This is a genomic window from Corallococcus macrosporus DSM 14697, from assembly GCF_002305895.1.
Taxonomy (GTDB): Bacteria; Myxococcota; Myxococcia; order Myxococcales; family Myxococcaceae; genus Myxococcus; species Myxococcus macrosporus.
Genome location: NZ_CP022203.1, coordinates 4,600,764 through 4,625,337, shown reverse-complemented (window position 1 = coordinate 4,625,337; position 24,574 = coordinate 4,600,764). Strand labels below are relative to the sequence as shown.

Here is a 24,574-nt window from a genome sequence, read left to right as displayed (position 1 = left end):
GCTCACTGGCACGCGCTGACGGCCTCGCTCGGGCGTCGAACGCTCCCGGCTTCGCCCTACGCACCAAAATGGCGGAGATGCTGCCCGTACCGTAGATTCACGCCTAACCTCCCCGGACAGACCGTCATGCTCCAAAGCATTACCCTCGAGAACTTCAAGAGCTACAGGTCCGCAACGCTTCCGCTCGCCGAGTTGACGGTGCTCATCGGAGCCAATGCGTCTGGAAAGAGCAACCTCATCGAGGCGATTCAACTGCTGGCTTGGATTGCCAAAGGGCGCCGGTTGAGCGATTTGGTGATGGTCCTCAAGGATCGAGAACTCTCCGTGCGAGGCACACCGCTCAATCTCACCCATGGTGAAGCGGTATCCTTCGGCTACGATTGCATGATCTCCGACGATTCGGGGCCAGATCTTCAACTCCAGATGAAGCTGGAGGTCGATAGCCTAGGCATGCGGATCGTCGATGAAAAGTTGTGGATGTGGGGCGGCGATACTGGGGCTTCGCTGTACCAAATTGAGAAGCCCGCGACGGAGTACAGCAACGAAATCCAGGTTGCCTACAACAACTTCGCTCGAGGCGGGAAGAAGCCACGGGTCACTTGCATTGACCAGCAGGCGGTTTTTACCCAGTTGACGACGCCCGCGCGATTCGGAAGCACGCACGCACGTTCTCAGAAGGAAATCCCTGTCGCAGCCGAGCGGCTCAGGCGCTCGCTTGAGGCTGTTCTCTTCTTAGATCCGGTTCCGGGGCGGATGCGCGAGTACAGTTTTCTCGTGGAGCGAATCCTGCGGGGAGATGGTGCAAACGTCTCTGCGGTGCTTCATGAACTCTGTGCCTCTTCGGAGGGAAAAGAGCAGGTCCTGGAGTTCGTCCGCTCGCTACCAGAGCAGGACATCCTCGACATAGGCTTCCTGGATGGACCTCGAGGGGAAGTGATGGTGAAACTGACCGAGTCGTTTGGAACAGAAGAGCGTGAGACGGATGCCGCGCTGCTCTCCGACGGCACACTTCGTGTTCTTGCGGTCGCCGCAGCGCTCTTGTCGGTTCCCGAGGGCGCCATGGTAGTCATTGAAGAGATTGACAACGGCGTCCATCCGAGCCGTGCTGAGAGCCTGCTCGACCGCATCCAGGCGGTGGCGAAGCAGCGTGCGTTGCGCGTGCTCCTGACCACCCATAATCCAGCGCTCCTCGACGCGATTCCAGTGGAGTCTATTCCGGATGTCGTGGCTTGCTACCGAGATCCAGAGCAAGGCGACAGTCGATTGATGCGGTTGCAAGATCTGGAGCGTTACCCGGATCTAGTGGCACAAGGCCCGATCGGGAGGCTCGTCACCCAAGGAATTCTCGATCGCTTCCTCAAGACCCCCCCGGACGCCGAACAGGCACTCCAACGAACCCAGGAGTTCTTCGAATTCCTTCAGCACTCGGGTGAGGAGACATGAGCGAGAACGTGGTGCTGCTCGACACCAGTATCCTCTGTGAAATCCTTGCGGTTCCCAAGTTGAGTTCGAATGCCCGCGGGTTTCAGAATCAGTTGAAGGACAAAATCAAGGCGGGCGACACTCTGTTGCTTCCGATGACCTCGATTTTAGAAACTGGGAACCACATCGGCCAGTGTTCGATGCAGGGCCAGGCCAGACGAAAGGCGGCTACAGCCTTTGTGAAGTTCGTGACCGAGGCGCTCAAGGGAGACCTGCCGTTTCGCCCCACGCCGTTTTTCCAAGCCAAGGAACTTGCGACTTGGCTCGTCGAGTTTCCGGACTGGGCGATGCGCTCGGATGCCAAGGGAAAGGGCAGTGGTCTGGGCGACTTGACCATTCAGAAGGAGTGGATGAGGCAGTGTGATCTCAATCCGGGACGTCGGGTCTATATCTGGTCGCTCGATCAGCAACTTCATCGGTTCGACAGACTGCCCACGATGTGAGGAGTTCAACCAGGCCCTTCAGCCGTGGCTCCCTCGACGACAGGCGGGTGAGTCCTGTCTGATGAAGGCCCGTTGGGCAGGAGCGCCCATGCGGCTATCCTCCCGGGATGTTCACGAGTCGTACCCTGGCCGCCTGCGTCTTTCTGACAGGCTGTGCGACCACGTCGCGCGAGCCCACCTCCGTCGCGGAGGCTTACGCCCGTGCGCTCGAGGAGGGGCGTGTCCAGGAAGCCTACGCGCTGACCGCTGGTGGCCCGGATGACGAGGTCGCGTTCCTGGAGCGCTACGCTGATCCGGAGGCCCGGAGCGCCAGGGCTGCGGATGTCCGCGTCGGTGCGTCCTTGCTCGAAGCGCGGGCACCTTCGCTGACGGTCGCCCAGACGCCCGAAGGGTGGCGCGTCGTCGAAGCCCGGCCCGCCGATGTGCCCCGCGCCGCGCTCCGCCGCTTCATTGACAACGTAGAAGGCCGAGAATGGAAGGCCGCCTGGGGCCAGCTCGCCGGTCCTCTTCGTGCGCGCTACACACCCGAACGCCTCCGCGAGGACTTCGAGCGTGAGCCCCTCGCCAAGGAGCGCCTCCGCCGCGCGAAACTTGCGCTCAACACGCACGTCCGCGTGGGCGCGGGCGAAGCCGTGTTCCCCCTGGGCGACGAGCGCGCCGTCCGGCTCGTCCTCGAGGACGGCGAGTACCGCATCGCGGCAATCGAGTAGCGCACCGGGCCCTCGTCCTTCCGGCAGGGGCCCGCACCAGCCGTGCTGATAGGCCCGTTCAGCGGGCCGACACTCAGCAACCGGGCCTGGGACCTACAGGGTGCGCTACGCGTACAGCCCCGTTAAACGACGTTGACAGCCCCCCCCGGGCTGGCAGATTCCGCGCCCGTTGGCGGCTTACAACCGCCCGTTTTCCAAAAGGTTTCAGGTGTCCTGATGAGCGTTACCCAGGCCGACATCCTCAGCGCGATGTCGAAGGTGATGGATCCCGAACTCCACGTCGACCTCGTGAAGGCGGGAATGGTGAAGGACATCCGCGTCAGCGGCGACACCGCGAAACTCAAGATCGAGCTCACCACGCCCGCCTGCCCCATGAAGGGGAAGATCCAGGCCGACGCCGAGGCCGCGCTCAAGGCCGTCCCCGGCCTCAAGTCCTTCGACATCGAGTGGGGCGCCCAGGTCCGCGCGGCTGGTGGCGGCATGCCCGGCGGCGCGCTGCTCCCCAAGGTGAAGAACATCATCCTCGTGGGCGCGGGGAAGGGCGGGGTGGGCAAGTCCACCGTCGCCGTCAACCTCGCCACCGCCCTGGCCCAGCACGGCGCCAAGGTGGGCCTGCTCGACGCGGACTTCTACGGCCCCTCCGTCCCCCTGATGACGGGCCTGGGCGACAAGCGCCCCGTCAGCCCGGACGGCAAGTCGCTCAACCCGCTGGAGGCCCACGGCCTCAAGGTGATGTCCATCGGCTTCCTCGTGGAGGCGGACCAGGCGCTCATCTGGCGCGGCCCCATGCTCCACGGCGCGCTGATGCAGCTCGTCCGGGACGTGAACTGGGGCGAGCTGGACTACCTCGTCCTCGACCTGCCTCCCGGCACTGGCGACGTGGCCCTCACGCTGTCCCAGTCCGTCCGCGCCGCGGGCGCCGTGCTCGTCACCACGCCGCAGGACGTGGCGCTGGCCGACGTGGTGCGCGCCAAGCAGATGTTCGACAAGGTCCACATCCCCGTGCTGGGCATCGTGGAGAACATGAGCCAGTTCGTCTGCCCGAACTGCTCGCACGCCACGCCCATCTTCAACCACGGCGGCGGCCAGAAGGCCGCGCAGATGTTCGGGATTCCATTCCTCGGCGAAATCCCGCTGGACCTGAAGGTGCGGGTGTCTGGAGACTCCGGCGTCCCGGTGGTCGTGGGCGCCAAGGACAGCCCGGAGGCCAAGGCCTTCCAGGACGTCGCGCGGAACGTCGCGGGGCGCGTGTCCGCCCAGAGCGCCAAGAGCATGCCGCTGCCGGTGATGCAGGCCCGCTAACCACCGAGGAGACATCATGGCCCCGGCCGGCAACGACGATTTCCCGCCCGACCCGCTGCTCGACGATGACGAACGGCAGGGCCGAGGCAGTGGCTCCAACGGGCCCGCGGGCTTCGTTCCGGAGTTCGTCCGCCGCATGGCCGTGGCCGGCCTGGGTGCCCTCTTCATGACCGAGGAGGGCATCCGCAACCTCGCCGGCCAGCTCAAGCTCCCCAAGGAGGCCCTGGGCTTCATCCTGGGCCAGGCCGAGAAGACCAAGGACGAGGTGACGCGCGCCGTCACCGAGGAGCTCCGCCGCTTCCTCCAGTCGGAGAAGCTGCGCGACGAGTTCCTCAAGCTCATGTCCGGCATGACGGTGGAGATCAAGGCGCAGATCCGCCTGGTGCCTCCGGAGAAGGAGGAGAAGCCCTCCGAGCCCGAGGCCCCCGCGAAGACCTCCCGCCGGTCCGCCACGCCCAGCGTGGTCATCTCCGAGCTCAACGCGAAGCGCCCCGGCGCCAAGCGCACCAAGAAGGAGTAACGGTGGACGCGTCGGCGCCGCGCCGGGATGAACGCAAGAGCGCGCTGGCGAAGCGGCTGCCGCTGTTGCTGCTCGCGGGCCTGGGCCTCTACCTCTGGCAGGTGACGGGCACGCCCGAGCGCGACCTCGCGTTCCAGTTGTCCGGACCGGGCTGGGCCTCCGTGCGCGCCGTGGACCTGCAGATCTCCGACCAGGAAGGCCAGCTCCTCAAGCGCGAGGAGCGCTTCTTCCCATCCGGGCCACCGCCGGAGCTGAACTACAAGGTGGACCTGCCCGAGGGCACCTGGGACGCGGCGCTCTTCGTGAAACGTGAGGGCAGCGACGCCCGTGTGCGACTGGAGACGCTGCTCGTGGCGGGCGAGGACCGCTACATCGTCCAGCAGCTCCAGTTGCCCGCCGCAGTTCGTTGACCGCTCCGGGGGTGTGGGCTAAGGCCGCCCGCACGCCGTTCTTCACTCTTTCCGACCCAAGAGGTGCGTACACGCCATGGCAACGGAACACATTGTCGTCGTCGGGGCAGGGCAGATGGGCGCGGGCATCGCGCAGGTGGCGCTGGTCGCGGGCCTCCGCGTCACGCTGGTGGACGTCTCCAAGGAGGGGCTCGCCAAGGGCGCCGACCGCATCCGCGGCGGGCTGAAGAAGCTGGTGGAGAAGGGCAAGCTGGACGCGGCGAAGCAGCAAGCCGCCGAGGCCAACCTCCACACCGCGAACAAGGTGACCGACGTCAAGGACGTGGACTTCGGCGTGGAGGCCGTGACGGAGAGCGAGGGCCTCAAGCGCGGCATCTTCCTGGACCTGGCTGAGGTGGTCCGCCCGGGCGGCGTGCTCGCCACCAACACGTCGTCCATCCCCATCACCCGCATCGCCGCGTACACGAAGCGCCCCGAGTCCGTCATCGGCATGCACTTCATGAACCCGGTGCCGGTGATGCAGCTCGTGGAGATCATCCGCGGCGCCGCCACGTCCGATGAGACGTACAACACCACGCGCGCCCTGGCGGAGAAGATGGGCAAGACGACCGTGGTGTCCAAGGACTACCCGGGCTTCATCGTCAACCGCATCCTCATCCCCATGCTCAACGAGGCCTGCTTCGCCGTCATGGAGGGCCTGGGCTCCGTGGAGGACATCGACACCGCGATGAAGCTGGGCACCAACCAGCCCATGGGCCCGCTCCAGCTCGCGGACTTCATCGGCCTGGACACCGTCCTCTACATCGCCGAGGTGCTCCACAAGGGCCTGGGGGACCCCAAGTACCGCCCCAGCCCCCTGCTGCGGCAGTACGTGGAGGCCGGCTGGTACGGCAAGAAGAACGGCCGCGGCTTCTACAAGTACTGAGCGCCCCGCGCGGTTACCCACTCCCACCCCAGGAGCCTCGAACATGGCCTACGAGAACATCCGGCTGGAGCAGGAGGGCGCCATCGCGACCCTCTTCATCGACCGTCCCAAGGCGCTCAACGCCCTCAACACGAAGACGCTGCAGGAGCTCGAGTCCGCGCTGAAGTCGCTGCCCGCGGACGTGCGCGTCCTCATCGTCACCGGCGGCGGCGAGAAGGCCTTCGTCGCGGGCGCGGACATCGCGGAGATGGCCGCGCTCACCGACGCGCAGGCCCAGGAGTTCGGCGCCCTGGGGCACCGGGTCATGGCCGCGCTGGAGGCCCTGCCCATCCCCACCATCGCGGCGGTGAACGGCTTCGCGCTGGGCGGCGGCTCCGAGCTGGCCCTGGCGTGTGACTTCATCTACGCCTCCGAGAAGGCGAAGCTCGGCCTGCCGGAGGTGGGCCTGGGCGTCATCCCCGGCTTCGGCGGCACCCAGCGCCTCACCCGCGTGGTGGGCCGCGCCCGCGCCAAGGAGCTCATCTTCACCGGCGACCGCATCGACGCGGCCAAGGCGAAGGAGCTTGGCATGGTGCTGGAGGTCTTCCCCGCGGAGGGCCTGCTGGCGCACTGCCGCGCGGTGGCGGAGAAGATGCTCAAGAACAGCCCGCTGGCCATCGCCAAGGCCAAGCAGGTCATCGAGGCCGGCGCCGACCAGGACCTGCGCGCCGCCAACGAGCTCGAGCGCAAGGCCTTCGGAGACCTGTTCGGCTCCGCCGACCAGCGCGAGGGCATGAAGGCCTTCCTGGAGAAGCGCACCGCGACCTTCACCGGGAAGTAGCGCGGTGAAGGGGCTCGCGGCCGGGGGAGTGCTGGTGTGTCTCCTGGCCGCCGCGCCGGCCCGGGCCTCGGAGGACGATGGGGCGGAGGACGGCCGGGCCCCCGTCCTGGTGTCCTGGAAACGCACCCTGTGCATCTACACGGGCTGCTTCCTGGAGCCGCTCCTCCCCGACGTCCGCTACGAGTGGGGGCCCCAGGCCCGGGAGGGCTGGGTGTTGTCCTGGCCCCTCCATCCGTGGGCCCTGCCGCCGCTGGACGTGCCGGGGCCCACGCTGGTGGTGTCGCCGTTCCTGGAGCCGCAGCTCCGGCTGGGAACGAAGGCCTTCCGGATGCTCGCCGGGGCACGGGTGTATGCGTTTCCCGACGCAGCGCGCTTCGGACTGTTGGCCGAAGGCGCGGGGTTGTGGGGGCGGGACGGCTCGGGGGGCGTGGCCGGGCTGGGGTTGTCCTATGACTTCATCGAGCGGCACCGCCACACGGTGCCGTGGACCCTGTCCGTGGTCGCGCGGCGGGCATGGACGGGGGAGGGGAACCGGCTGGACGTCAGCCTCGACGTCACGGTGCCCCTCAACATGTTCCTGGGTAGTCCCGGGGAATCCCGGGTCTCAGGCGACCGGACGGTGTCTCACCGGTAGTCCACGGCGCGCTTCCGCGCGCGCGCCGCGTCTTCGCTGTTCCAGAGGGAAGCCCCTCATATTATGGAGGTTCCATGAACTTCGAGTTGACCGACATCCAGCGCGAAATCCAGCGGATGACCCGCGAGTTCGCGGCCAAGGAGCTGACCCCCAACGCCCGCAAGTGGGATGAGCACCACGCCTGGCCCACGGACGCCGTGAAGAAGCTCGCCGAGCTGGCCCTGCTGGGCGTGGCCGTCCCCGAGCAGCACGGCGGCGCCGGGTTGGACAACGTCTGTTACGCCATCGCCATGGAGGAGATCAGCCGCGGCTGTGCCTCCACCGGCGTCATCATGAGCGTGAACAACTCGCTCTACTGCGACCCCGTCATGAAGTTCGGCACGGACGCGCAGAAGGAGCAGTTCCTGGCCCCCTTCGCCAGCGGCCAGAAGCTGGGCTGCTTCGGCCTCACGGAGCCCGAGGCCGGCAGCGACGCCGCCGCGCAGAAGACGGTCGCCGTGCGCAAGGGTGACGAGTACGTCATCAACGGCTCGAAGAACTGGATCACCAACGGCCCCAAGGCGGACGCCATCGTCCTGATGACGATGACCAACAAGGAAGCGGGCCACAAGGGCATCACCGCGTTCCTGGTCCCCACGGACACCCCGGGGTTCATCCGCGCCGAGCCGGACAAGAAGATGGGCATCAGCGCCGCCTGGTCCTGCTCCATGTTCTTCGAGGACATGCGCGTGCCGGCCAAGTACATGCTGGGCAAGGAGGGCGAGGGCTTCAAGATCGCCATGAGCACGCTGGACGGCGGCCGCATCGGCATCGCGTCCCAGGCGCTGGGCATCGCGCGCGCGGCGTACGAGGAGGCGGTGCGCTACTCCGGTGAGCGCAAGTCCTTTGGCAAGCCCATCCGCGAGCACCAGGCCATCCAGTTCATGATCGCCGACATGGCCACGGAGATCGACGCGGCCCGCCTGCTGGTGTGGCGGGCGGCCCTCCAGAAGGACAAGGGCGTGCGCCACAGCGCGGAGAGCGCCATGGCCAAGCTGTACGCCAGCGAGATGGCCAGCCGCGTGGCGAACAAGGCCCTGCAGGTGCACGGCGGCATGGGCTACAGCAAGGAGATGGACGTGGAGCGCCACGTGCGCGACGCGCGCATCACGGAGATCTACGAAGGGACGAGCGAGATCCAGCGCATCGTCATCGCCGCCAACCTGCTGAGGGAGTAACCGTCATGACGCGAGCGCTTCTCTCCGCAGTTGTCCTGGCCTCGGCGGTGGCGCTCGCGCAGGGCGCCCCCCAGAAGGCCCCCACGGGCGGCAAACCCGTCCCCGCGAAGCGCGACGGGCCGGACGTCGAGCGGCTGCCCTTCACCCCGGACTCCATCCGCCAGGTCGTCCAGCACCACCAGCGCCGCATCCAGGAGTGCTACGAGGACTACATGGCGGAGAAGGACGCGACGGTGCAGGGCCGGCTGATGACGACCTTCACCATCGACGCCAACGGGCTGGTGAAGGACGCCAAGGTGGTGAGGAAGGCCAGCACGCTGAAGGACCCCAACCTTCACGACTGTGTGGAGGCCGTCCTGTCGTCCATGACCTTCCCCAAGCCTCCGGACGGCGCGGACCACCCCATCGAGTATCCGTTCAACCTCAAGGCCATCGAGTAGGACAGCCCCCGTGAACCTCGAGCTCACCGAGACGCAGACCCTCATCCGCGACACCGCGCGCAAGTTCGCCCGGGAGCGCGTGGCGCCCCTGGCCCGGACCCTGGACCGCGAGGAGCGCTTCCCCACGGACCTCTTCAAGCAGCTGGGCGAGCTGGGCCTGCTGGGGGTGAATCTCCCGGCCCGCTACGGCGGCTCGGAGGCCGGCGTCGTGGCGTACGCGCTGGCGATGATGGAGATGGCCGCGGCGGACGCGTCCACGTCGGTGGCAATGGCCGTCACCAACATGTGCGGCGAGCTCATCAACGCGTTTGGCACGGAGGCGCAGCGGGAGAAGTACGTGACGCGCCTGGCCTCCGGAGAGGCTATCGCGGGCTCGTTCGCGCTGTCCGAGCCCCACGCCGGCTCCGACCCGGGCGCGCTGCGCACCACTGCGGTGCGGCGCGGGGACACGTGGGTCCTCAACGGCAGCAAGCAGTGGATCACCTCCGGCGCGCACGCGGGGGTGATGGTGGTGTGGGCGCGCACGGCCAACACCGGCAACAAGGGCCTGTCGTGCTTCATCGTCGAGGGCGGGACGAAGGGGCTCATCATCGGCAAGCACGAGGACAAGATGGGCCTGCGCTCCTCGAACACGGTGTCGCTCACGTTCGAGGACTGCGAGATCCCCGCGGAGAACCTGCTGGGGGCGGAAGGGCAGGGCTTCAGGCTGGCGATGGTGGCCCTGGACGGCGGGCGCATTGGCATCGCGGCGCAGGCCTGCGGGGTGGGCCGCGCGGCGCTCGAGGCCGCCGTGGCCTACGCGAAGGAGCGCGAGGCCTTCGGTCAGCCCATCGCCGAATTCCAGGGGCCGCGCTTCATGCTGGCGGACATGAAGACGCAGTTGGACGCGGCGGAGCTGCTGACGCTGCGCGCGGCGACCATGAAGGAGAAGGGACAGCCGTTCTCCCGCGAGGCCTCCATGGCGAAGCTGTTCGCCAGCGAGATGAGCAACAAGGTGGCCGACAAGGCCGTACAGATTCACGGCGGCTACGGCTACATCGACGAGTTCCCGGTGGAGCGGTACTTCCGCGACGCCCGCGTGCAGACCATCTATGAGGGCACCAGCGAGGTGCAGCGGATGGTGATTGCCCGCGAGAGCTTCAAGCTCCTGGCCTGAGGGCCGGGAAGAGGCCCGGGGCCGCCAGCGGTTGGAGGTGGCCCGGTGCGCCCCCTGGAATTCCGGGCCCTTGTCCGCTTGTTCGGCCCCCAAGCTGGGGGTGGGCGTCCTCCGGGGCGGGGCTGCACGGCGGGGCAGGCGTTCTTAACTAGGAGCCAGGGTCCGCACGGCCGGGTTTCCACGCCCTCCCGCCTGGATTCCAGCAGGGCGGACGCCGAACCGGAGCATTGACTTTTCCGGGGTAGGACATCCACTCAACAGCACAGGGGGCACGAGCTCGCTTGACTACCGGAATCACCGGTGTCTAGGGTGCGCGGCTTCCATCAAATCAAGTCCTCAATGAGGAGGACGAACGTCCTGGCCCGCTGCTCCCCGCAGGCCGCGACGGAAAAACCACCATCAGGGGGCAGTTGTACCGGTTTCAAAGGACTTCCATTTCATGCAGCAGAACGTGAACCAGCAGGTCGGGATGGACGGCGGCGACGAAGACTTTGCCGCAATGTTCGAGGCCTCGCTCAAGGAGCGCGGTGGTGACGGCATCCTGAAGGAAGGGGAGATCGTCAAGGGCACCGTGGTCCAGGTGACGAAGGACTTCGCGATTGTCGACATCGGCTACAAGTCCGAGGGACAGGTCCCGATCTCCGAGTTCACCAACCCTCGCGGAGAGGTCTCGGTTCAGGCCGGTGACCCCGTCGAGGTCCTCCTGGAGAGCCGCGAGAACGACACCGGCATGGTCGTCCTCTCCAAGGAGAAGGCCGACAAGATGCGCATCTGGGACGAGATCAGCGCCGCCTGCGAGCGCGACGAGATCGTCAAGGGCACCATCGTCGGTCGCGTGAAGGGCGGCCTGTCCGTCGACATCGGCGTGAAGGCGTTCCTGCCCGGCTCGCAGGTTGACATCCGCCCCGTGCGGAACCTTGACCAGTACATCTCGAAGGAATTCGAGTTCAAGGTCATCAAGTTCAACAAGAAGCGCGGCAACATCGTCCTCTCCCGCCGCGTGCTCCTCGAGAAGCAGCGCGAGGAGATGAAGAAGGAGACCCTCAAGAACCTCAAGGAGGGTGCCGTCCTCAAGGGCGTGGTCAAGAACCTCACCGACTACGGTGCGTTCATCGACCTGGGCGGTATCGACGGTCTGCTCCACATCACGGACATGTCGTGGGGCCGCATCGGTCACCCGAGCGAGATGTTCAACGTGGGTGACGAGGTCCGCGTCGTCGTCCTCAAGTTCGACCCGACGCAGGAGCGCGTCAGCCTGGGCCTGAAGCAGATCCAGGAGGACCCGTGGCACCGCGCCGACGAGAAGTACCCGGTCGGCACGCGCGTGCGCGGCAAGGTCGTGTCCATCACCGACTACGGCGCGTTCATCGAGATCGAGCAGGGCGTCGAGGGTCTGGTGCACGTGTCCGAGATGTCCTGGACCAAGCGCCTCAAGCACCCGTCCAAGATCCTGGAGGTCGGCCAGGAGGTGGAGGCCGTCGTCCTGGACATCGATCCGAAGGCCAAGCGCATCGCGCTGGGCATGAAGCAGATCGAGCAGAACCCCTGGACGCTGCTCGAGGACAAGTACCCGATCGGCTCCGTCATCAAGGGTCAGATCCGCAACGTCACCGACTTCGGCGTGTTCGTCGGCGTCGAGGAGGGCGTGGACGGCCTGGTGCACGTCTCCGACATCTCCTGGACGGTGCGCATCAAGCACCCGGGCGAGATGTTCAAGAAGGGCGACGAGGTCGAGGCGGTGGTGCTCAACATCGACGTCGAGAACGAGCGCTTCAGCCTGGGCATCAAGCAGCTCCAGCCGGACCCCTGGGAGACGCTGTCCGAGCGCCTGCCCGTGGGCAGCCGCGTGAAGGGCAAGGTCACCAAGGTCACCGACTTCGGCGCGTTCGTGGAGATCGAGCCGGGCATCGAGGGCCTCGTCCACGTCTCCGAGCTGAAGGAGGAGCGTGTCGAGAACCCGCGTGACGTGGTGCAGGAGGCGCAGGATGTCGAGGTGAAGATCATCGACATCAACACCCCGGACCGGAAGGTCGCGCTGTCGATGAAGGCGCTGATCGGCGAGGGCGAGGACTACCGCGAGTACCTCCGCAAGCAGGCGGAAGGCTCGAAGGCGCGCCTCGGCGACGTGATGGCGAGCAAGCTGAAGAAGTAGTCTTCAGCCGCACGCGCCAACACGGCGAGACGGCCGGGTTCCTGAAGGGGGGCCCGGCCGTTGCCGTTCCAGGAGGTCCCCTGCTATGCAGGGCCCTACGCGCTTCGGGGCCGAGCGCGCGGGGACACATTCCATGTTTGTTCGTTCTTTTATCCGGGGCACCCGTGCCCGGATGGCCTGCGTGCTCGCGATGAGCGCGGTGTTGGGTTGTTCTGATGAGGGCGGCGATGGGCGCACGTCGAAGCCGCCGGGCACGGCGCGCATCGAGCGGCCCGCCGCGGCGTTCACTTCGGGAGTGGCGGGGACCTTCCGCTGCGTCGCCGAGGATCCGGACGGCGACGCGCTGACCTACGTGTTCGACTGGGGGCGCGCGAAGGCCGACACGGGCGTGTCCCAGCGCGTGCCCAGCGGCACGGCCGCGGACGTGACGACGACCTTCCAGACGGTGGGCGAGTTCTCGGCCCGCTGCCGCGCGGTCGACACGCACGGCCAGTTGGGCGGCTGGTCCGAGCATGCGGGCTTCGCCGTGCAAGCCCCGCCGCCCGCGGATGACGGGAAGCGGGAGCTCACGCTGGACGTCCTGGGGCTGGGGCAGGTGAGGAGCACCCCCGCGGGGTTCGAGGGCTGCACGGGCACGTGCAGGGCGCGCTTCAACCTGGGGACCCACGTCGCGCTGGACGTGGAGCCCGCGGCGGGGTGGCGCTTCGTGGGGTGGCTGGGCTGTGGCGCCGAGCCGATCCCCAACGTCATGTTGATTGAATCCGACCGGCGCTGCACCGCGAGGTTCGCGCCGAAGGTGGAGCTCGCCGCCGAGTGGCGGCAGTCCAGCGCCTGGCGCCCCAGTGACGCGGCCTGGGGGCCCGGTGGCACGCTGCTCGCCGTGCTGGACCCCATGGGCATGCAGGGCGTGGTGCGCGTCTGGAACGTGAGCCAGGGACGCCTGTCCCAGGAGCTTCGCATGAAGAGCGCGGCCCTGCGCTCGGTGGCCTGGGGCTCGCGGGTCGACGACCTGGCCGTGGGGCTCGCGGATGGGCGAGTGAGCCTGTTCTCCCCGGGCACGGAGGAGCCCTACCGGACGTGGAAGGCCCACACGGGCGCGGTGGCGAAGCTGGCCTGGCTGCCGAACGGCGCTGAGCTCGCCACCGTCCACAACATCGCCACGGGCGGGGCGGAGGTGCGCTTCTGGGACGCCACCACGGGGACGGAGAGCCGGCCCCCGCTGGGCGCCACGCGCACCGTCCAGGAGCTGCACTGGAGCCCGGATGGGCTGCGCATCGCGCTGGAGGTGCAGGAGGGGCAGGTGGAGCTCCACACGCTGGACGCCGTGGGCCCGCCCCTCGTGGTGGACAACGCGGAGAGCTTTGCCTGGAGCCCGGACGGCGCCCGCTACGCGGTGGGCAGCTACCGGAACGTCCGGGTGTACGGGACGGCGAGCCAGGCGCAGGAGGCGTCCTGGCCGGGAACGTGGAGCGTGTCCTCCCGGCTGGATTGGAGCCGGACGAAGGACTGGGTCGTGGTGTCGGACCGGATCCGCAACCTGGTCGTCCTCGATGTCGCCACCGGCGCCGTCGTCGCGGAGGCCTCCGAGCCCCCGGCGGACCCGCTGAACGGGACGGGCTACGGCGCCGTGCGTTTCCACCCCCATGGGGAGTCGTTCGTCGCGGTGGAGGAGCTTCCGGCGGCGGTGTCCCTCTTCAGCGTGGAGGCGCAGTCCCCGCGGGCCCACCGGCGCGAGCTGCTGACCCACGCGAAGGCCGTGAATGCCATCGCCTGGGCGCCAGGAGAGCACACCGTGGCGTCGGCGGGAGGCGACGGCAAGGTCCGGCTCTGGAACGCCTCCGGCCAGGCCCAGACGACGCTGGACGGGCATGGCGGCCAGGAGGTGCTCGCGCTCGGCTGGGACGCTGGCGGCGCCTGGCTCGCGACGGGCGGCGCGGACGGCCGGGCCAGCATCTGGGAGCCCGCGGCAGGCGTCCGGGTCAGCGGGCCGTTCCAGATGACGCCGCTGGCCCCGGAGCGGACGCCTCGCGTCGAATTCGTCGCGCTGCACGCGGCTGGTGGAGAAGGGTACCTGGCCGTCGCGGGGGCCCATCCCATCCTCACCGGCAGGCAGACCGGCGTGCAGGTCTGGGACATCAGGACGGGGGCGGAGCTGCTCTACATCCCGCGGACGGACGCCCCGGTCGTCGCGCTGGGGTGGAGCGCCCTGGGGTTGGTCATCGTCCATGACGACGCGACCTGGGACTTCTGGAGCCCGGAGACGGGGGCGCGCCAACGCGTGGAGGGCCCGAGGGAGAGGCTGTCCGCCGCCGCGCTCAGCCCGGAGGGGACGCAGGTGGCGTGCAGTGACCGCCTGGGCGTGTCCGTCCTGGACCTGGCGACGGGCAACCTCGTCGCGGAGGCGGCGAACACCACCGAGCAGCGGACCCTGGCGTGGAGCCCGGAAGGGAAGCGCTTCGCCGGCGGCGGCTGGGCGGAGCTCGTCTTCCAGTGGGAGCTGCGTGAGGACCGCCACCTCCAGTCCTCCGTGGTCGGCGCGCATGAAGGCGCCGTCATGGGCGTCTCGTGGCGTCCGGATGGACAGGCCCTCACCACGGGTGGAGCGGACACCGCGCTGGTCACCTGGCGCACCCGGCGTTGACCATCCGACCGGTCGGGCGGAAAGAGGCCTGACAAGCGCGGCGCCGGCCCTCGTGACTTCGGGTGGTTACGAGGGCTGGCGCGTTGCGTCGTGCACAGTGGACGCTCACGTCCGCGTGGCGAGCAAGGATGCTTGAAACCCGGGAAGTGGCCGGTGATAAGGGCCACCGCCGCTGTTATCGAAGGTCATCCGCACATCCTCATAGGAGGCAGTTTTCATGGCTCGTGACGTCGTCATCGTGGGCGCGGCCCGTACCCCCATTGGTGCCTTTCAGGGCGCGCTCGCCAAGCTGACGGCACCGCAGCTCGGCGCCATCGCCATCAAGGCGGCGCTGGAGCGCGCGGGCGTGAAGCCCGAGGCCGTGCAGGAAATCATCATGGGCTGCGTGCTCACCGCCGGCGTGGGCCAGGCGCCCGCCCGCCAGGCCGCCATCTTCGCGGGGCTGCCGGAGACCGTCCCCGCCACCACGCTGAACAAGGTCTGCGGCTCCGGCCTCAAGGCCGTCAGCGCGGGCGCGCAGGCCATTGCCCTGGGTGACGCGGACGTCGTCGTCGTGGGCGGCATGGAGTCCATGAGCAACGCGCCGTACCTCAGCCACACGATGCGTGGCGGCGCGCGCATGGGCAACGTGGAGTTCAAGGACGCGATGGTCCACGACGGGCTCTGGGACGTGTACGGCAACGTCCACATGGGCATCTGCGCCGAGGAGTGCGCCACCACGCAGGACATCAGCCGCGCCCAGCAGGACGAGTACGCGCTGGAGTCCACGCGCCGCGCCATCCAGGCCCAGAAGGAAGGCCTGTTCAAGGCGGAGATCGTCCCGGTGCAGATCCCCGGCAAGAAGCCGGAGGACGTCGTCACGGTGTCCGACGACGAGGGGCCCCGCAACGCGAAGCCGGACAAGATTCCGGGCCTGAAGCCGGTGTTCAAGAAGGACGGCACGGTGACGGCCGCCAACGCGTCCTCCATCAACGACGGCGCCGCGGCGCTGGTGCTGATGAGCGAGGAGCGCGCGAAGGCCGAGGGCCGCGCCATCCTGGGCCGCATCACGGGCTACGCGCAGGCGGCGCGCAAGCCGGTGGAGTTCACCATCGCCCCCACGGACGCCATCAACAAGCTGCTGACGAAGCAGGGCATCAGCACGGCGGACGTGGACCTCTGGGAGATCAACGAGGCGTTCGCGGTGGTGTCCATCGCGAACAACCGGCTGCTCAAGCTGGACCCGTCGAAGGTCAACGTGCGCGGCGGCGCGGTGGCGCTGGGTCACCCGATTGGCGCGTCCGGCGCGCGCGTGCTGGTGACGCTGCTGCAGACGATGATGGACCAGGACAAGAAGCGTGGCGTCGCGTCGCTCTGCATCGGCGGCGGCGAGGGCATCGCGCTGATGGTGGAGCGCTGAACTTCCTCTCCCCATAGGGGGGAGGGGCACGGGGTGGGGGCCTGCAATGGGCCTTCACCCCGTTCGCACATGCGGGAGGGCGGATGAACAAGGTCTACGCGAACGCGGACGAGGCGGTCGCCGACATCCCGGATGGCTGCACGCTCATGAGCGGCGGCTTCGGGCTGTGCGGCAACCCGGAGAATCTCATCGAGGCACTTCACCGGAAGAACGTGAAGGACCTCACCATCATCTCCAACAACTGCGGCACCACCGAGCTGGGGCTCGGCATCCTGCTTCAGAACAAGCAGGTGAAGAAGATGGTGTCCAGCTACGTGGGAGAGAACAAGGAGTTCGAGCGCCAGTTCCTCTCCGGCGAGCTGGAGGTGGAGCTGAACCCGCAGGGCACGCTGGCCGAGCGCATCCGCGCGGGCGGCTGCGGCATTGGCGGCTTCTTCACCCCGACGGGCGCCGGCACCCAGGTGGCCGAAGGCAAGGAGACGCGCGTCATCGAGGGGCGGCTGCACGTGCTGGAGACGCCGCTGAAGGCGGACTTCGCCATCGTCCGCGCGTGGAAGGCGGACCGCTGGGGCAACCTGGTGTTCCGGAAGACGGCGCGGAACTTCTCCCCGATGATGTGCATGGCGGCCAAGGTCACCATCGTCGAGGCGGAGCACATCGTGGAGCCCGGCGAGCTGGATCCGGACCTGGTGCACATCCCGAGCATCTTCGTGAAGCGCATCGTCCAGGCGAAGAACCTCCAGAAGTGGATTGAGCGGCGCACCGTCCGCAAGTCGGCCTGAAGGAGCCATCCATGCCACTGACTCGTGAACAGATCGCGCAGCGCATCGCCCAGGAGCTGCAGGACGGCTTCTACGTGAACCTGGGTATCGGCATGCCTACCCTGGTGGCCAACTACATCCCGCCGGGCATGGACATCGTGCTCCAGTCGGAGAACGGCCTGCTGGGCATCGGCCCCTGGCCGGTGGAGGGCCAGGAGGACCCGGACCTCATCAACGCCGGCAAGGAGACGGTGACGGCGGTGCCCGGCGCCGCGTACTTCGACTCGGCGCTGTCCTTCGGGATGATCCGCGGCGGGCACATCGACATGGCCGTGCTGGGCGCCATGGAGGTCAGCGAAGAGGGTGACCTGGCCAACTGGATGATCCCCGGGAAGATGATCAAGGGCATGGGCGGCGCCATGGACCTGGCCGTCGGCGCCCAGCGCATCTTCGTGGCCATGGAGCACGCCAACAAGGACGGCAAGCCGAAGATCCTCAAGAAGTGCTCGCTGCCCCTGACGGGCCTCAAGTGCATCCACCACATCGTCACGGACCACGCGTACATCGACGTGACGCCGGAGGGGCTGGTCCTGCGCGAGCTGGCCCCGGGCGTGACGGTGGAGCTGGTGCAGAAGCTCACCGAGCCGAAGCTGAAGGTGGCCCCCGACGTCCGTGAGATGAAAGTCTGAGCGTGTGGGGTTAAGGTGCACCGCCGCGGGCCCTCTTCAGTTCCCGCGGCGGAGCGCATCCCATGGCCGACAGTCCCGACACCTCGATCCCTCAGCCCCGCGCGCCCCGACTCGAATACGAGCTGCCGGTCGCCTACCGCAGCGTCTCCGGCTTCGTGACGGACTGGGCGGTGAACCTGTCGAAGGGGGGCCTGTACATCAACACCGACAAGCCGCTGCCCGTGGACACGGTGGTGCGCCTGCTGGTGACGCTGCCGGGCGCGCACTTCCCGGTGGAGTTGAAGGGCCGGGTGACGCGCACCAACGCCGTGGGCGTGCCCTCGCCCCAGTCCCCGGGGATGGCGCTGGAGTTCCTGGACGTTGACGACGACAAGCGATCGCGCATCGAGGAGTTCGTGGAGCGCTTGCGCTCGGAGCTCCCGCCGGATGAACCGGGCGCGACCCGGAAGTAGGGCGGCTGTCCCGGGCACCGCCCGATGAGTGCCTGAATGCTGCCGCTCCCCGAGCTCCCCATCCAATTGACCATCGAACGCCTCGGCCAGCTCGGCGAAGGCGTGGCCTCCTGGCAGGGGCGCACCGTCTTCGTCCCGGGCACCTTCCCGGGCGACACCGTGCGCGTCCACCTGGAGGCGCACGGCCGCGTGCTGCGCGGCATCCTGCGGCAGGTGGTGTCGCCCGGGCTGGACCGGCGTGAGGCGCCCTGCGTCCACGCCACGGACTGTGGCGGCTGTGACTGGCTCGCGCTGGCCGAGCCCGCCCAGCGCACCGCGAAGCAGGAGATCGTCCTCTCCACCCTGGAGCACCTGGGCCGCCTCTCCCGGGAGCGCTTCACGGTGCGTCCGCTGATGGTGGCCCCCCGCGACTGGGGCTACCGGCGCCGCGCGGTGCTGCACCCCGTGGGGAAGGGCGCGCTGGGGTACTTCGGCCGGCGCAGCCACGAGCGCGTGCCGGTGGAGGTCTGCGGCGCGCTCACGCCCGTGCTGACCGCGCTGCCGGGGAAGCTGGCGCCGCTGCTCAAGCCCCTCGCGAAGGACACGGAGGAGGTCCTGCTGCTGGCGGAGGGTGACAAGGCCGCGTTCGCGGTGAAGCTCAGCGGGCCGGTGACGGCGCGCCACCTGGAGGCCGCGGAGGCGGCCGTGCGCGCCCTGCGCCTGGAGGGCGCGGTGCTGACGCCGAAGGAGGGCTCCGCTCGCCTCCTGGGCAAGCCGGCGCTGCGCTCGATTTCGCCGCTGCGGCCGGAGGTCCCCCTGTACCTGCGGCCGGATGCCTTCGCCCAGGCGCACGCCGAGGCCAACGTGGGGCTGGTGACTTCGGCGGTGTACGAGCTGGGGGCTCGGGAGACGGACACCGTGCTGGAGCTGTACTCGGGCAACGGGAACTTCACCTTCCCGCTGGCCGGGAGCGCCGCCTCCGTGCTGGGCGTGGAGTCGTCCCCCGTGGGCGTGGAGTTGGCCCAGCGGAGCGCGCGCGAGGGTGGGGTGACGAACGTGCGCTTCGTCCAGGGCGATGCGCGCAAGGTGTGCGACGGACTGGTGGCCGAGCAGCGCCGCTTCGACGTGTGCCTCGCGGACCCGCCGCGCGCCGGGGCCCCCGGCCTGGCGAAGTGGATGACCGCCCTGGGCGTGCGGCGCGTGGTGTACGTGGCGTGCGATCCGGCCTCGCTGGCCCGGGACGCGGCGGACCTGATCGCCGCGGGCTACCAGCCCCTGGCCCTCCAGGTGGTGGACATGTTCCCCCAGACGCACCACGTCGAAGCCGTGATGTCCTTCGAGCAGACGTCCTGACCAGGGGCAACCCACACTCAAAGTGATTGTTTCGCGTGCGGTGACAAGGCGCGGTCTTCTCGATGCGAGGGCCGCCTTTCCACAGCTTTGCTTTCAGTGGCGGGCAGTTAGGCCCCGGGTCCTCAAGCTGAATAATCTGAAATTCAGTAAATTTTAGTGATTACACCGCGTGTACCAGGGAGGTGAGCGGGCGCTGGGTTCGAAGCGGTGCATTCCCGATTGCGCGCGGGCGCGCCCCGGACATGATGGTTGCGTGGATGCCCGTATCGTCGAGTTCGCCGAAGTCCTCCGCCAGAACGGTGTGCGTGTCAGTACGTCCGAGGTCCAGGACGCGCTGCGCGCGACGTCCGAGGTTGGCCTGAAGGACCGGAACCTGTTCCGTTCGGTGCTCCGCACCACGCTGGTGAAGCGCGAGCTGGACGTGGACACCTTCAACCGCGCCTTCGAGTTCTACTTCACCGGCGCGGCGCGGACGTTCGAGGCCATCGACCAGTCGCTGGCGCGGCAACTGGAGGAGGAAGGCTACCTGGAGGGCGACCTGCTGAAGATGGTCCTCATCCAGATGCACCAGCTCCTCCCGGAGATGTCCCCCCTGGCCCAGGCCGTCCTGACGGGGGACCGGGCCCGGCTGGCGCAGATCTTCCGGATGGCGTCGCTGCAGCTCGACCTGTCCCGGATGGAGAGCCCGCTCCAGGCCGGCTTCTTCTCCCGGCGCATGCTGGCGGCGGCCGGGGCGGACAAGGCCCGGTCCGACATGAAGTCGCTGGAGGACGAGCTCCGGGCCCGGGGCCTCACGCCCGAAGGGGTGGAGATCGTCTCGCGCCACGTCGCGGCCGCGATGCGGAAGATAGAGGACGCCGCCCGCCAGGAGGTGAAGCGCCAGGCGGAGGCCCGCATCCGCCGCCGCACCGACACCGCGGCGGACAAGCCGCTGCACCTGCTCACCCAGGCGGAGGTGGACCAGATGGAGTCCGCCGTCCGCACCCTGGCGGAGAAGCTGCGCAGCCGGCTCATCCGCAAGCAGCGCTCGCACCGCAAGGGCGCCCTCAACGTGCGCCGCACCCTGCGCCGGAACCTGCCGTGGGGCGGGGTGCCCATGGTGCCCCAGTTCCGCACCCGCCGCCCGGAGCGCCCGGAGCTGGTGGTGCTCTGCGACGTGTCCGACTCCGTGCGTCAGGCGTCGCGGATGATGCTGCTGTTCATGCACACGATGCAGTCGCTCTTCGTGCGCGTGCGCTCGTTCGTCTTCGTGTCCGACGTGGGCGAGGTGACGCAGTACTTCAAGGACCTGGAGGTGGACGCCGCCATCGACATGGCCACCGCCGGCAAGACGGTGTCCCTGAGCGCGAACTCCAACTACGGCCGCGCGCTGGCCGACTTCACCCGGGACCACCTGGGCAGCATCACCCGCCGCACCACCGTCATGGTGATTGGCGACGGGCGCAACAACTACAACGCGAACAACGCGTGGGCCCTCAAGGACCTGCGCCGCAAGGCGAAGCGGCTGTTGTGGATCTGCCCCGAGGAGCGTGGCAACTGGGGCATTGGCGACAGCGAGATGCTCACCTACGAGAAGCACTGTCACCAGGCCGTCGTCGTCACCTCCGTGTCGGACCTGGCCCGCATCGCCGACCAGCTCGTGCCCGCGTAGACCCGGGCCCCTTTCCTCTCAAGGCACCTCCCCATGTCCTCCTTCCTCTTCGACGACAACGGCTTCCAGGACGTCCCCAACCGGGAGTCGACCACGGACCTCACCGCCGCCGACGACCGGACCCTGCGCTGGGCCGCGCCCAAGCTGGACGCGGCGATGCTCGACGCCCTGGTCCGCTACCAGCAGGCCTACCTCTCCCACGCCGCCGGCAAGGGGACGGAGGCCCTGGCCCAGGCCCACACCGAGGCCCTGGCCCAGGCCGGGCTCGACTCCAAGACGGCGGAGCAGGGGAGCGCGATGCTGCGGGCCTTTGGCGGCCGGCGCTGGGCGGTCCGCAAGCTCCAGGACAAGCTGGGGCAGCTCCCGGGCGGCGCGGCGGAGCTCCAGGGCCGCATCCAGGACGAGCTGGCCAAGCAGGAGCGCGAGACCGACGCCCTGGCGCGGCGCTACGGCGAGGAGGCCCTGGCGTTGCTGCGGACCCGCGAGGCGGAGCTGGTGGACCTGCACACCCGCCTGACGCACCTGCTCAGCCGGGGATGAGGCCGGGCGGGCGGCTGGTTGCATTCCGCGTCCGGCCATCGGATAAGGGCACGTACTTGCTCAGGGTTCTTCCATGAAGCGCTATTTCATCCACACCTTCGGCTGCCAGATGAACGTCAACGACTCGCTCCGGATGAGCGAGGTGTTGAGCCAGATGTCCTACGCGCCGACGCCGGTGCCGGACAACGCCGACCTCATCATCCTCAACACCTGCTCCATCCGGGAGAAGGCCGAGGACAAGATGCTGTCCGCCCTGGGCCGGTACAAGCCGGTGAAGGCCAGCCGCGGCGCGCTGATTGGCGTGGGCGGCTGCGTGGCGCAGCAGGAGAAGGACAAGCTCCTCAAGAAGGTGCCCTACCTGGACTTCGTCTTCGGCCCCGACAACATCGCGCGCCTGCCGGACATCATCGGCCGGGTGTCCGCGGAGCGGGAGCGGGTGGTGGAGACGGCCTTCGTGAACTCGGAGGAGTACGTCTTCCCGCGCGCGGACCCGGAGACGTCCCGCGGCAAGGTCACCGAGTTCGTCACGGTGATGAAGGGCTGCGACAACGTCTGCTCGTTCTGCATCGTGCCGCACACGCGTGGCCGCGAGGTGAGCCGGGCGTTCCCCGACGTGCTCGTGGAGGTGGCGGACCTGGCCAAGGTGGGCGTGCGCGAGGTGACGCTCATCGGGCAGAACGTGAACTCGTACGCGGGCGGCATCTCCTTCGCGCAGCTCCTGCTGCGCACCGCGGAGGTGCCGGGCATCGAGCGCGTGCGCTTCACCACCAGCCACCCGCACGACTTGTCCGACGAGCTGATCGAAGCCTTCCGCGTGCAGCCAAAGATCACCCCGCACTTCCACCTGCCGGTGCAGTGCGGCAGCGACCGCATCCTGAAGATGATGCGCCGCGACTACACGGTGGAGCAGTACCTGGAGCGCCTGGCGAAGCTGCGCGAGGCGCGGCCGGGCATCGCCGTCACCACGGACATCATCGTCGGCTTCCCCGGGGAGACCGAGGAGGAGTTCGAGCTGACGCTGAAGCTCACCGAGCAGGTCCGCTACGACAACCAGTTCTCCTTCGTCTACAGCCCGCGTCCGAAGACGGGCGCGGCCCTGCGCGAGAAGGACTGGGGCCCGGTGCCGCACGAGGTGAAGATCGCCCGCCTGGAGCGGCTGCAGAAGCTGCAGCGGCGCATCAGCGGTGAAATCACCGCGGCGCTCGTGGGCTCGGAGGTGGAGGTCATGGTGGAGGGGCACTCGCGCTATGACGCCACCAAGCGCTTCGGCCGCACGCCGGAGAACCGCACCGTCAACTTCGAGGGGGACGCCCCCGCGGGCGCCTTCGTGACGGTGCAGGTGGAGCGCGCCACGCCCAACCAGCTCGCCGGCAAGCAGGTGGCGCTGCTCAAGCCGCCCACGGTGGAGCCGCTCCCGGTGCCCCTGGCGGAGAACCCCTTCCACGTCGTCGCGGAGGCTTGAGCCCATGCCGCTGAGGCCCTTCCGAGGCGTGTCGCCCCGCGTCCACCCCGGCTGCTTCGTGGACGACTCCGCCCAGCTCGTGGGCGACATCGAGGTGGGGGAGGACGCCTCCGTCTGGTTCAACTGCGTGCTGCGCGGGGACGTGAACCCCATCCGCATCGGGAAGCGCACCAACGTGCAGGACCTGTCCCTGATTCACGTCACCAGCGGCCGCTCCGCCACCACCGTGGGGGACGACGTGACGGTGGGACACCACGTCATCCTCCATGGGTGCACCATTGGAAACCGGGTGCTGGTGGGCATGGGCGCCACCATCATGGATGACGCGGAGGTGGGGGATGACTGCATCATCGGCGCCGGGGCCCTGCTGACGCCGGGCACGAAGATTCCCCCGGGCTCACTGGTGGTGGGCTCGCCGGGCCGGGTGAAGCGCCCCATCACCGATGCGGAGCGGGAGTTCCTCCTGATGTCCGCCCAGCACTACGTGCTGCTCGCGGGCGAGTACCGCACGGACCGCTGACGCGCTCGCGGGCCCACGCTGGGCGTGTTAGGAGCACATCCATGGCTCTCGTGCCTGCCACAACGCTCAAGACGTGTCCGCTTTTCAAGGGTTTCACGGACACCGGCATCCAGATCTTCGCCGGGGTCGCTGTCGCACGCGCGTTCCCCAAGGGGACGGCGCTCTTCGCCGAAGGCAAGGCGGGGGAGTCGCTCCTCATCGTGGCGGAAGGCACCGTGCGCTTGAGCGCGAAGAGCGCCTCCGGTGAGGACGTGTCCCTGGGCGAGGTCGGCTCCGGCGAACCCCTGGGCGAGCTGGCGCTGGTGCAGAAGGGTGAGCGGTTGTGCACCGCCACCGCCGTCACCGACGTGTCCGCGCTGGAGATTCGCGCCGCGGACTTCCAGAAGCTGCTGGCCACCAAGCCCCAGGCCTGCGTGAAGCTGCTGATGGGCATCGTCGCCCACTTTGGCCAGAAAGCCCGGGAGAACCGGGACATGCTGCGCACGCTCATCGGAAAAGCGCCCGCGGCCTGAGCCGGGGGAGACGCCATCCGGCCGGACGGTGGTTAAGCTGCCCGGTGCTCGGAGCGGCGCCCGTCAGGGTGGGTGTGGGTGGAGGGAAGGCCCACTCCCTTCGCGCGGTGCGAGCGCCAGGACGGGCATGGGCCTCCTGGACGACTGGCACCCAGGTGGGCAGGCTGCCCGAAGGGGCGTCGCGACGTCGGGACAGTGGGGCAGCGGGAGGTGTCGGTCGGAGAATAAGAAGGGAGACGGGGCGCCAGACGGGGCCCCCGGGGTGACCGGGTGTCAGGGATTTCTGAAGTCGAGTCCCCTTTACCCGGAGTTTTGACGACCCGCGCCCGGTTGATGTCTGGGCGCTAGAGGGGCTGTCCCGGGTGATTGCCGGACAGGCCCTTCGGACGTGAACGGACGGGACG

Annotated in this window: 24 protein-coding genes; all 24 read left to right on the top strand. The window is 68.5% G+C overall.

Annotated features, from left to right (window positions below; genetic code table 11):
• The first annotated feature begins 126 nt into the window (after window positions 1–126).
• The 24 genes from MYMAC_RS18910 (at window position 127) to MYMAC_RS18795 (ending at window position 24,170) form a co-directional block, all read left to right on the top strand.
• Window positions 127–1,443: an AAA family ATPase gene (locus MYMAC_RS18910; protein WP_095959085.1), complete on the top strand. Its 1,317-nt coding sequence runs from the start codon at window positions 127–129 to the stop codon at window positions 1,441–1,443.
• Window positions 1,440–1,925: a hypothetical protein gene (locus MYMAC_RS18905; RefSeq protein WP_095959084.1), complete on the top strand. Its 486-nt coding sequence runs from the start codon at window positions 1,440–1,442 to the stop codon at window positions 1,923–1,925. The genes MYMAC_RS18910 and MYMAC_RS18905 overlap by 4 nt, the downstream gene beginning before the upstream one ends.
• A 107-nt stretch (window positions 1,926–2,032) precedes the next feature.
• Complete coding sequence (locus tag MYMAC_RS18900) at window positions 2,033–2,635, top strand: hypothetical protein (protein WP_095959083.1); 603 nt, start codon at window positions 2,033–2,035, stop codon at window positions 2,633–2,635.
• A gap of 216 nt (window positions 2,636–2,851) precedes the next feature.
• Window positions 2,852–3,937, top strand: a complete 1,086-nt coding sequence (gene apbC, locus MYMAC_RS18895) for an iron-sulfur cluster carrier protein ApbC (protein ID WP_095959082.1) — start codon at window positions 2,852–2,854, stop codon at window positions 3,935–3,937.
• A 16-nt stretch (window positions 3,938–3,953) separates the two neighbouring features.
• Window positions 3,954–4,457: a hypothetical protein gene (locus MYMAC_RS18890; RefSeq protein ID WP_095959081.1), complete on the top strand. Its 504-nt coding sequence runs from the start codon at window positions 3,954–3,956 to the stop codon at window positions 4,455–4,457.
• A 2-nt stretch (window positions 4,458–4,459) separates the two neighbouring features.
• Window positions 4,460–4,867: a hypothetical protein gene (locus MYMAC_RS18885; RefSeq protein ID WP_095959080.1), complete on the top strand. Its 408-nt coding sequence runs from the start codon at window positions 4,460–4,462 to the stop codon at window positions 4,865–4,867.
• A gap of 76 nt (window positions 4,868–4,943) precedes the next feature.
• Entirely contained in the window at window positions 4,944–5,792 is an 849-nt protein-coding gene (locus tag MYMAC_RS18880) for a 3-hydroxyacyl-CoA dehydrogenase family protein (protein ID WP_095959079.1), read from the top strand.
• Window positions 5,793–5,835: 43 nt separating this feature from the next.
• Window positions 5,836–6,612: an enoyl-CoA hydratase/isomerase family protein gene (locus MYMAC_RS18875; protein ID WP_095959078.1), complete on the top strand. Its 777-nt coding sequence runs from the start codon at window positions 5,836–5,838 to the stop codon at window positions 6,610–6,612.
• A gap of 4 nt (window positions 6,613–6,616) precedes the next feature.
• Window positions 6,617–7,246, top strand: coding sequence for a hypothetical protein (locus MYMAC_RS18870; RefSeq protein ID WP_095959077.1), 630 nt, complete (start codon window positions 6,617–6,619; stop codon window positions 7,244–7,246).
• A gap of 74 nt (window positions 7,247–7,320) precedes the next feature.
• A complete protein-coding gene (locus MYMAC_RS18865; RefSeq protein ID WP_095959076.1) occupies window positions 7,321–8,463 on the top strand; it encodes an acyl-CoA dehydrogenase in 1,143 nt (380 codons plus the stop codon).
• Window positions 8,464–8,468: 5 nt separating this feature from the next.
• The gene (locus MYMAC_RS18860; RefSeq protein ID WP_095959075.1) at window positions 8,469–8,903 is read left to right on the top strand and encodes an AgmX/PglI C-terminal domain-containing protein; all 435 of its coding nucleotides are present in this window, start codon (window positions 8,469–8,471) and stop codon (window positions 8,901–8,903) included.
• Window positions 8,904–8,913: 10 nt separating this feature from the next.
• Window positions 8,914–10,059 (top strand): acyl-CoA dehydrogenase family protein, encoded by a 1,146-nt coding sequence (locus tag MYMAC_RS18855; protein ID WP_095959074.1) that lies wholly within the window; start codon window positions 8,914–8,916, stop codon window positions 10,057–10,059.
• 439 nt (window positions 10,060–10,498) lie between these two features.
• Window positions 10,499–12,211, top strand: coding sequence for a 30S ribosomal protein S1 (locus tag MYMAC_RS18850; RefSeq protein WP_002639616.1), 1,713 nt, complete (start codon window positions 10,499–10,501; stop codon window positions 12,209–12,211).
• Window positions 12,212–12,344: 133 nt separating this feature from the next.
• A complete protein-coding gene (locus tag MYMAC_RS18845) occupies window positions 12,345–14,852 on the top strand; it encodes a WD40 repeat domain-containing protein (RefSeq protein ID WP_239988878.1) in 2,508 nt (835 codons plus the stop codon).
• Between the two features lie 217 nt (window positions 14,853–15,069).
• Complete coding sequence (locus MYMAC_RS18840) at window positions 15,070–16,251, top strand: thiolase family protein (protein ID WP_013940419.1); 1,182 nt, start codon at window positions 15,070–15,072, stop codon at window positions 16,249–16,251.
• Between the two features lie 83 nt (window positions 16,252–16,334).
• Window positions 16,335–17,033 carry a CoA transferase subunit A gene (locus MYMAC_RS18835; RefSeq protein ID WP_095959072.1) on the top strand — a complete coding sequence of 233 codons (699 nt, stop codon included), beginning with the start codon at window positions 16,335–16,337 and terminating at the stop codon, window positions 17,031–17,033.
• Window positions 17,034–17,044: 11 nt separating this feature from the next.
• Complete coding sequence (locus MYMAC_RS18830) at window positions 17,045–17,701, top strand: CoA transferase subunit B (RefSeq protein ID WP_013940418.1); 657 nt, start codon at window positions 17,045–17,047, stop codon at window positions 17,699–17,701.
• A 62-nt stretch (window positions 17,702–17,763) separates the two neighbouring features.
• Window positions 17,764–18,153, top strand: coding sequence for a TIGR02266 family protein (locus tag MYMAC_RS18825; RefSeq protein ID WP_013940417.1), 390 nt, complete (start codon window positions 17,764–17,766; stop codon window positions 18,151–18,153).
• 36 nt (window positions 18,154–18,189) lie between these two features.
• Window positions 18,190–19,485: a class I SAM-dependent RNA methyltransferase gene (locus tag MYMAC_RS18820; protein ID WP_095959071.1), complete on the top strand. Its 1,296-nt coding sequence runs from the start codon at window positions 18,190–18,192 to the stop codon at window positions 19,483–19,485.
• 253 nt (window positions 19,486–19,738) lie between these two features.
• Window positions 19,739–21,136 carry a VWA domain-containing protein gene (locus tag MYMAC_RS18815; protein WP_095959070.1) on the top strand — a complete coding sequence of 466 codons (1,398 nt, stop codon included), beginning with the start codon at window positions 19,739–19,741 and terminating at the stop codon, window positions 21,134–21,136.
• 33 nt (window positions 21,137–21,169) lie between these two features.
• The gene (locus MYMAC_RS18810; RefSeq protein WP_095959069.1) at window positions 21,170–21,676 is read left to right on the top strand and encodes a hypothetical protein; all 507 of its coding nucleotides are present in this window, start codon (window positions 21,170–21,172) and stop codon (window positions 21,674–21,676) included.
• A gap of 73 nt (window positions 21,677–21,749) precedes the next feature.
• Window positions 21,750–23,138: a tRNA (N6-isopentenyl adenosine(37)-C2)-methylthiotransferase MiaB gene (gene miaB / locus MYMAC_RS18805; RefSeq protein WP_095959068.1), complete on the top strand. Its 1,389-nt coding sequence runs from the start codon at window positions 21,750–21,752 to the stop codon at window positions 23,136–23,138.
• A 4-nt stretch (window positions 23,139–23,142) separates the two neighbouring features.
• Window positions 23,143–23,658, top strand: a complete 516-nt coding sequence (locus MYMAC_RS18800; RefSeq protein WP_095959067.1) for a gamma carbonic anhydrase family protein — start codon at window positions 23,143–23,145, stop codon at window positions 23,656–23,658.
• Window positions 23,659–23,699: 41 nt separating this feature from the next.
• On the top strand, window positions 23,700–24,170 hold the full coding sequence (locus tag MYMAC_RS18795; RefSeq protein ID WP_013940408.1) for a cyclic nucleotide-binding domain-containing protein: 471 nt from the start codon (window positions 23,700–23,702) through the stop codon (window positions 24,168–24,170).
• The last annotated feature ends 404 nt before the right edge of the window (window positions 24,171–24,574 follow it).

Excerpts from the sequence above, each read along its gene's own strand:
- MYMAC_RS18820 (WP_095959071.1), top strand. The coding sequence starts at position 18,190 with ATGCTGCCGCTCCCCGAGCTCCCCATCCAATTGACCATCGAACGCCTC.
- miaB (WP_095959068.1), top strand. The coding sequence starts at position 21,750 with ATGAAGCGCTATTTCATCCACACCTTCGGCTGCCAGATGAACGTCAAC.
- apbC (WP_095959082.1), top strand. The coding sequence starts at position 2,852 with ATGAGCGTTACCCAGGCCGACATCCTCAGCGCGATGTCGAAGGTGATG.
- MYMAC_RS18890 (WP_095959081.1), top strand. The coding sequence starts at position 3,954 with ATGGCCCCGGCCGGCAACGACGATTTCCCGCCCGACCCGCTGCTCGAC.
- MYMAC_RS18840 (WP_013940419.1), top strand. The coding sequence starts at position 15,070 with ATGGCTCGTGACGTCGTCATCGTGGGCGCGGCCCGTACCCCCATTGGT.
- MYMAC_RS18875 (WP_095959078.1), top strand. The coding sequence starts at position 5,836 with ATGGCCTACGAGAACATCCGGCTGGAGCAGGAGGGCGCCATCGCGACC.
- MYMAC_RS18905 (WP_095959084.1), top strand. The coding sequence starts at position 1,440 with ATGAGCGAGAACGTGGTGCTGCTCGACACCAGTATCCTCTGTGAAATC.
- MYMAC_RS18835 (WP_095959072.1), top strand. The coding sequence starts at position 16,335 with ATGAACAAGGTCTACGCGAACGCGGACGAGGCGGTCGCCGACATCCCG.
- MYMAC_RS18860 (WP_095959075.1), top strand. The coding sequence starts at position 8,469 with ATGACGCGAGCGCTTCTCTCCGCAGTTGTCCTGGCCTCGGCGGTGGCG.
- MYMAC_RS18795 (WP_013940408.1), top strand. The coding sequence starts at position 23,700 with ATGGCTCTCGTGCCTGCCACAACGCTCAAGACGTGTCCGCTTTTCAAG.
- MYMAC_RS18810 (WP_095959069.1), top strand. The coding sequence starts at position 21,170 with ATGTCCTCCTTCCTCTTCGACGACAACGGCTTCCAGGACGTCCCCAAC.
- MYMAC_RS18825 (WP_013940417.1), top strand. The coding sequence starts at position 17,764 with ATGGCCGACAGTCCCGACACCTCGATCCCTCAGCCCCGCGCGCCCCGA.
- MYMAC_RS18800 (WP_095959067.1), top strand. The coding sequence starts at position 23,143 with ATGCCGCTGAGGCCCTTCCGAGGCGTGTCGCCCCGCGTCCACCCCGGC.
- MYMAC_RS18830 (WP_013940418.1), top strand. The coding sequence starts at position 17,045 with ATGCCACTGACTCGTGAACAGATCGCGCAGCGCATCGCCCAGGAGCTG.
- MYMAC_RS18850 (WP_002639616.1), top strand. The coding sequence starts at position 10,499 with ATGCAGCAGAACGTGAACCAGCAGGTCGGGATGGACGGCGGCGACGAA.
- MYMAC_RS18910 (WP_095959085.1), top strand. The coding sequence starts at position 127 with ATGCTCCAAAGCATTACCCTCGAGAACTTCAAGAGCTACAGGTCCGCA.
- MYMAC_RS18865 (WP_095959076.1), top strand. The coding sequence starts at position 7,321 with ATGAACTTCGAGTTGACCGACATCCAGCGCGAAATCCAGCGGATGACC.
- MYMAC_RS18880 (WP_095959079.1), top strand. The coding sequence starts at position 4,944 with ATGGCAACGGAACACATTGTCGTCGTCGGGGCAGGGCAGATGGGCGCG.
- MYMAC_RS18845 (WP_239988878.1), top strand. The coding sequence starts at position 12,345 with ATGTTTGTTCGTTCTTTTATCCGGGGCACCCGTGCCCGGATGGCCTGC.
- MYMAC_RS18900 (WP_095959083.1), top strand. The coding sequence starts at position 2,033 with ATGTTCACGAGTCGTACCCTGGCCGCCTGCGTCTTTCTGACAGGCTGT.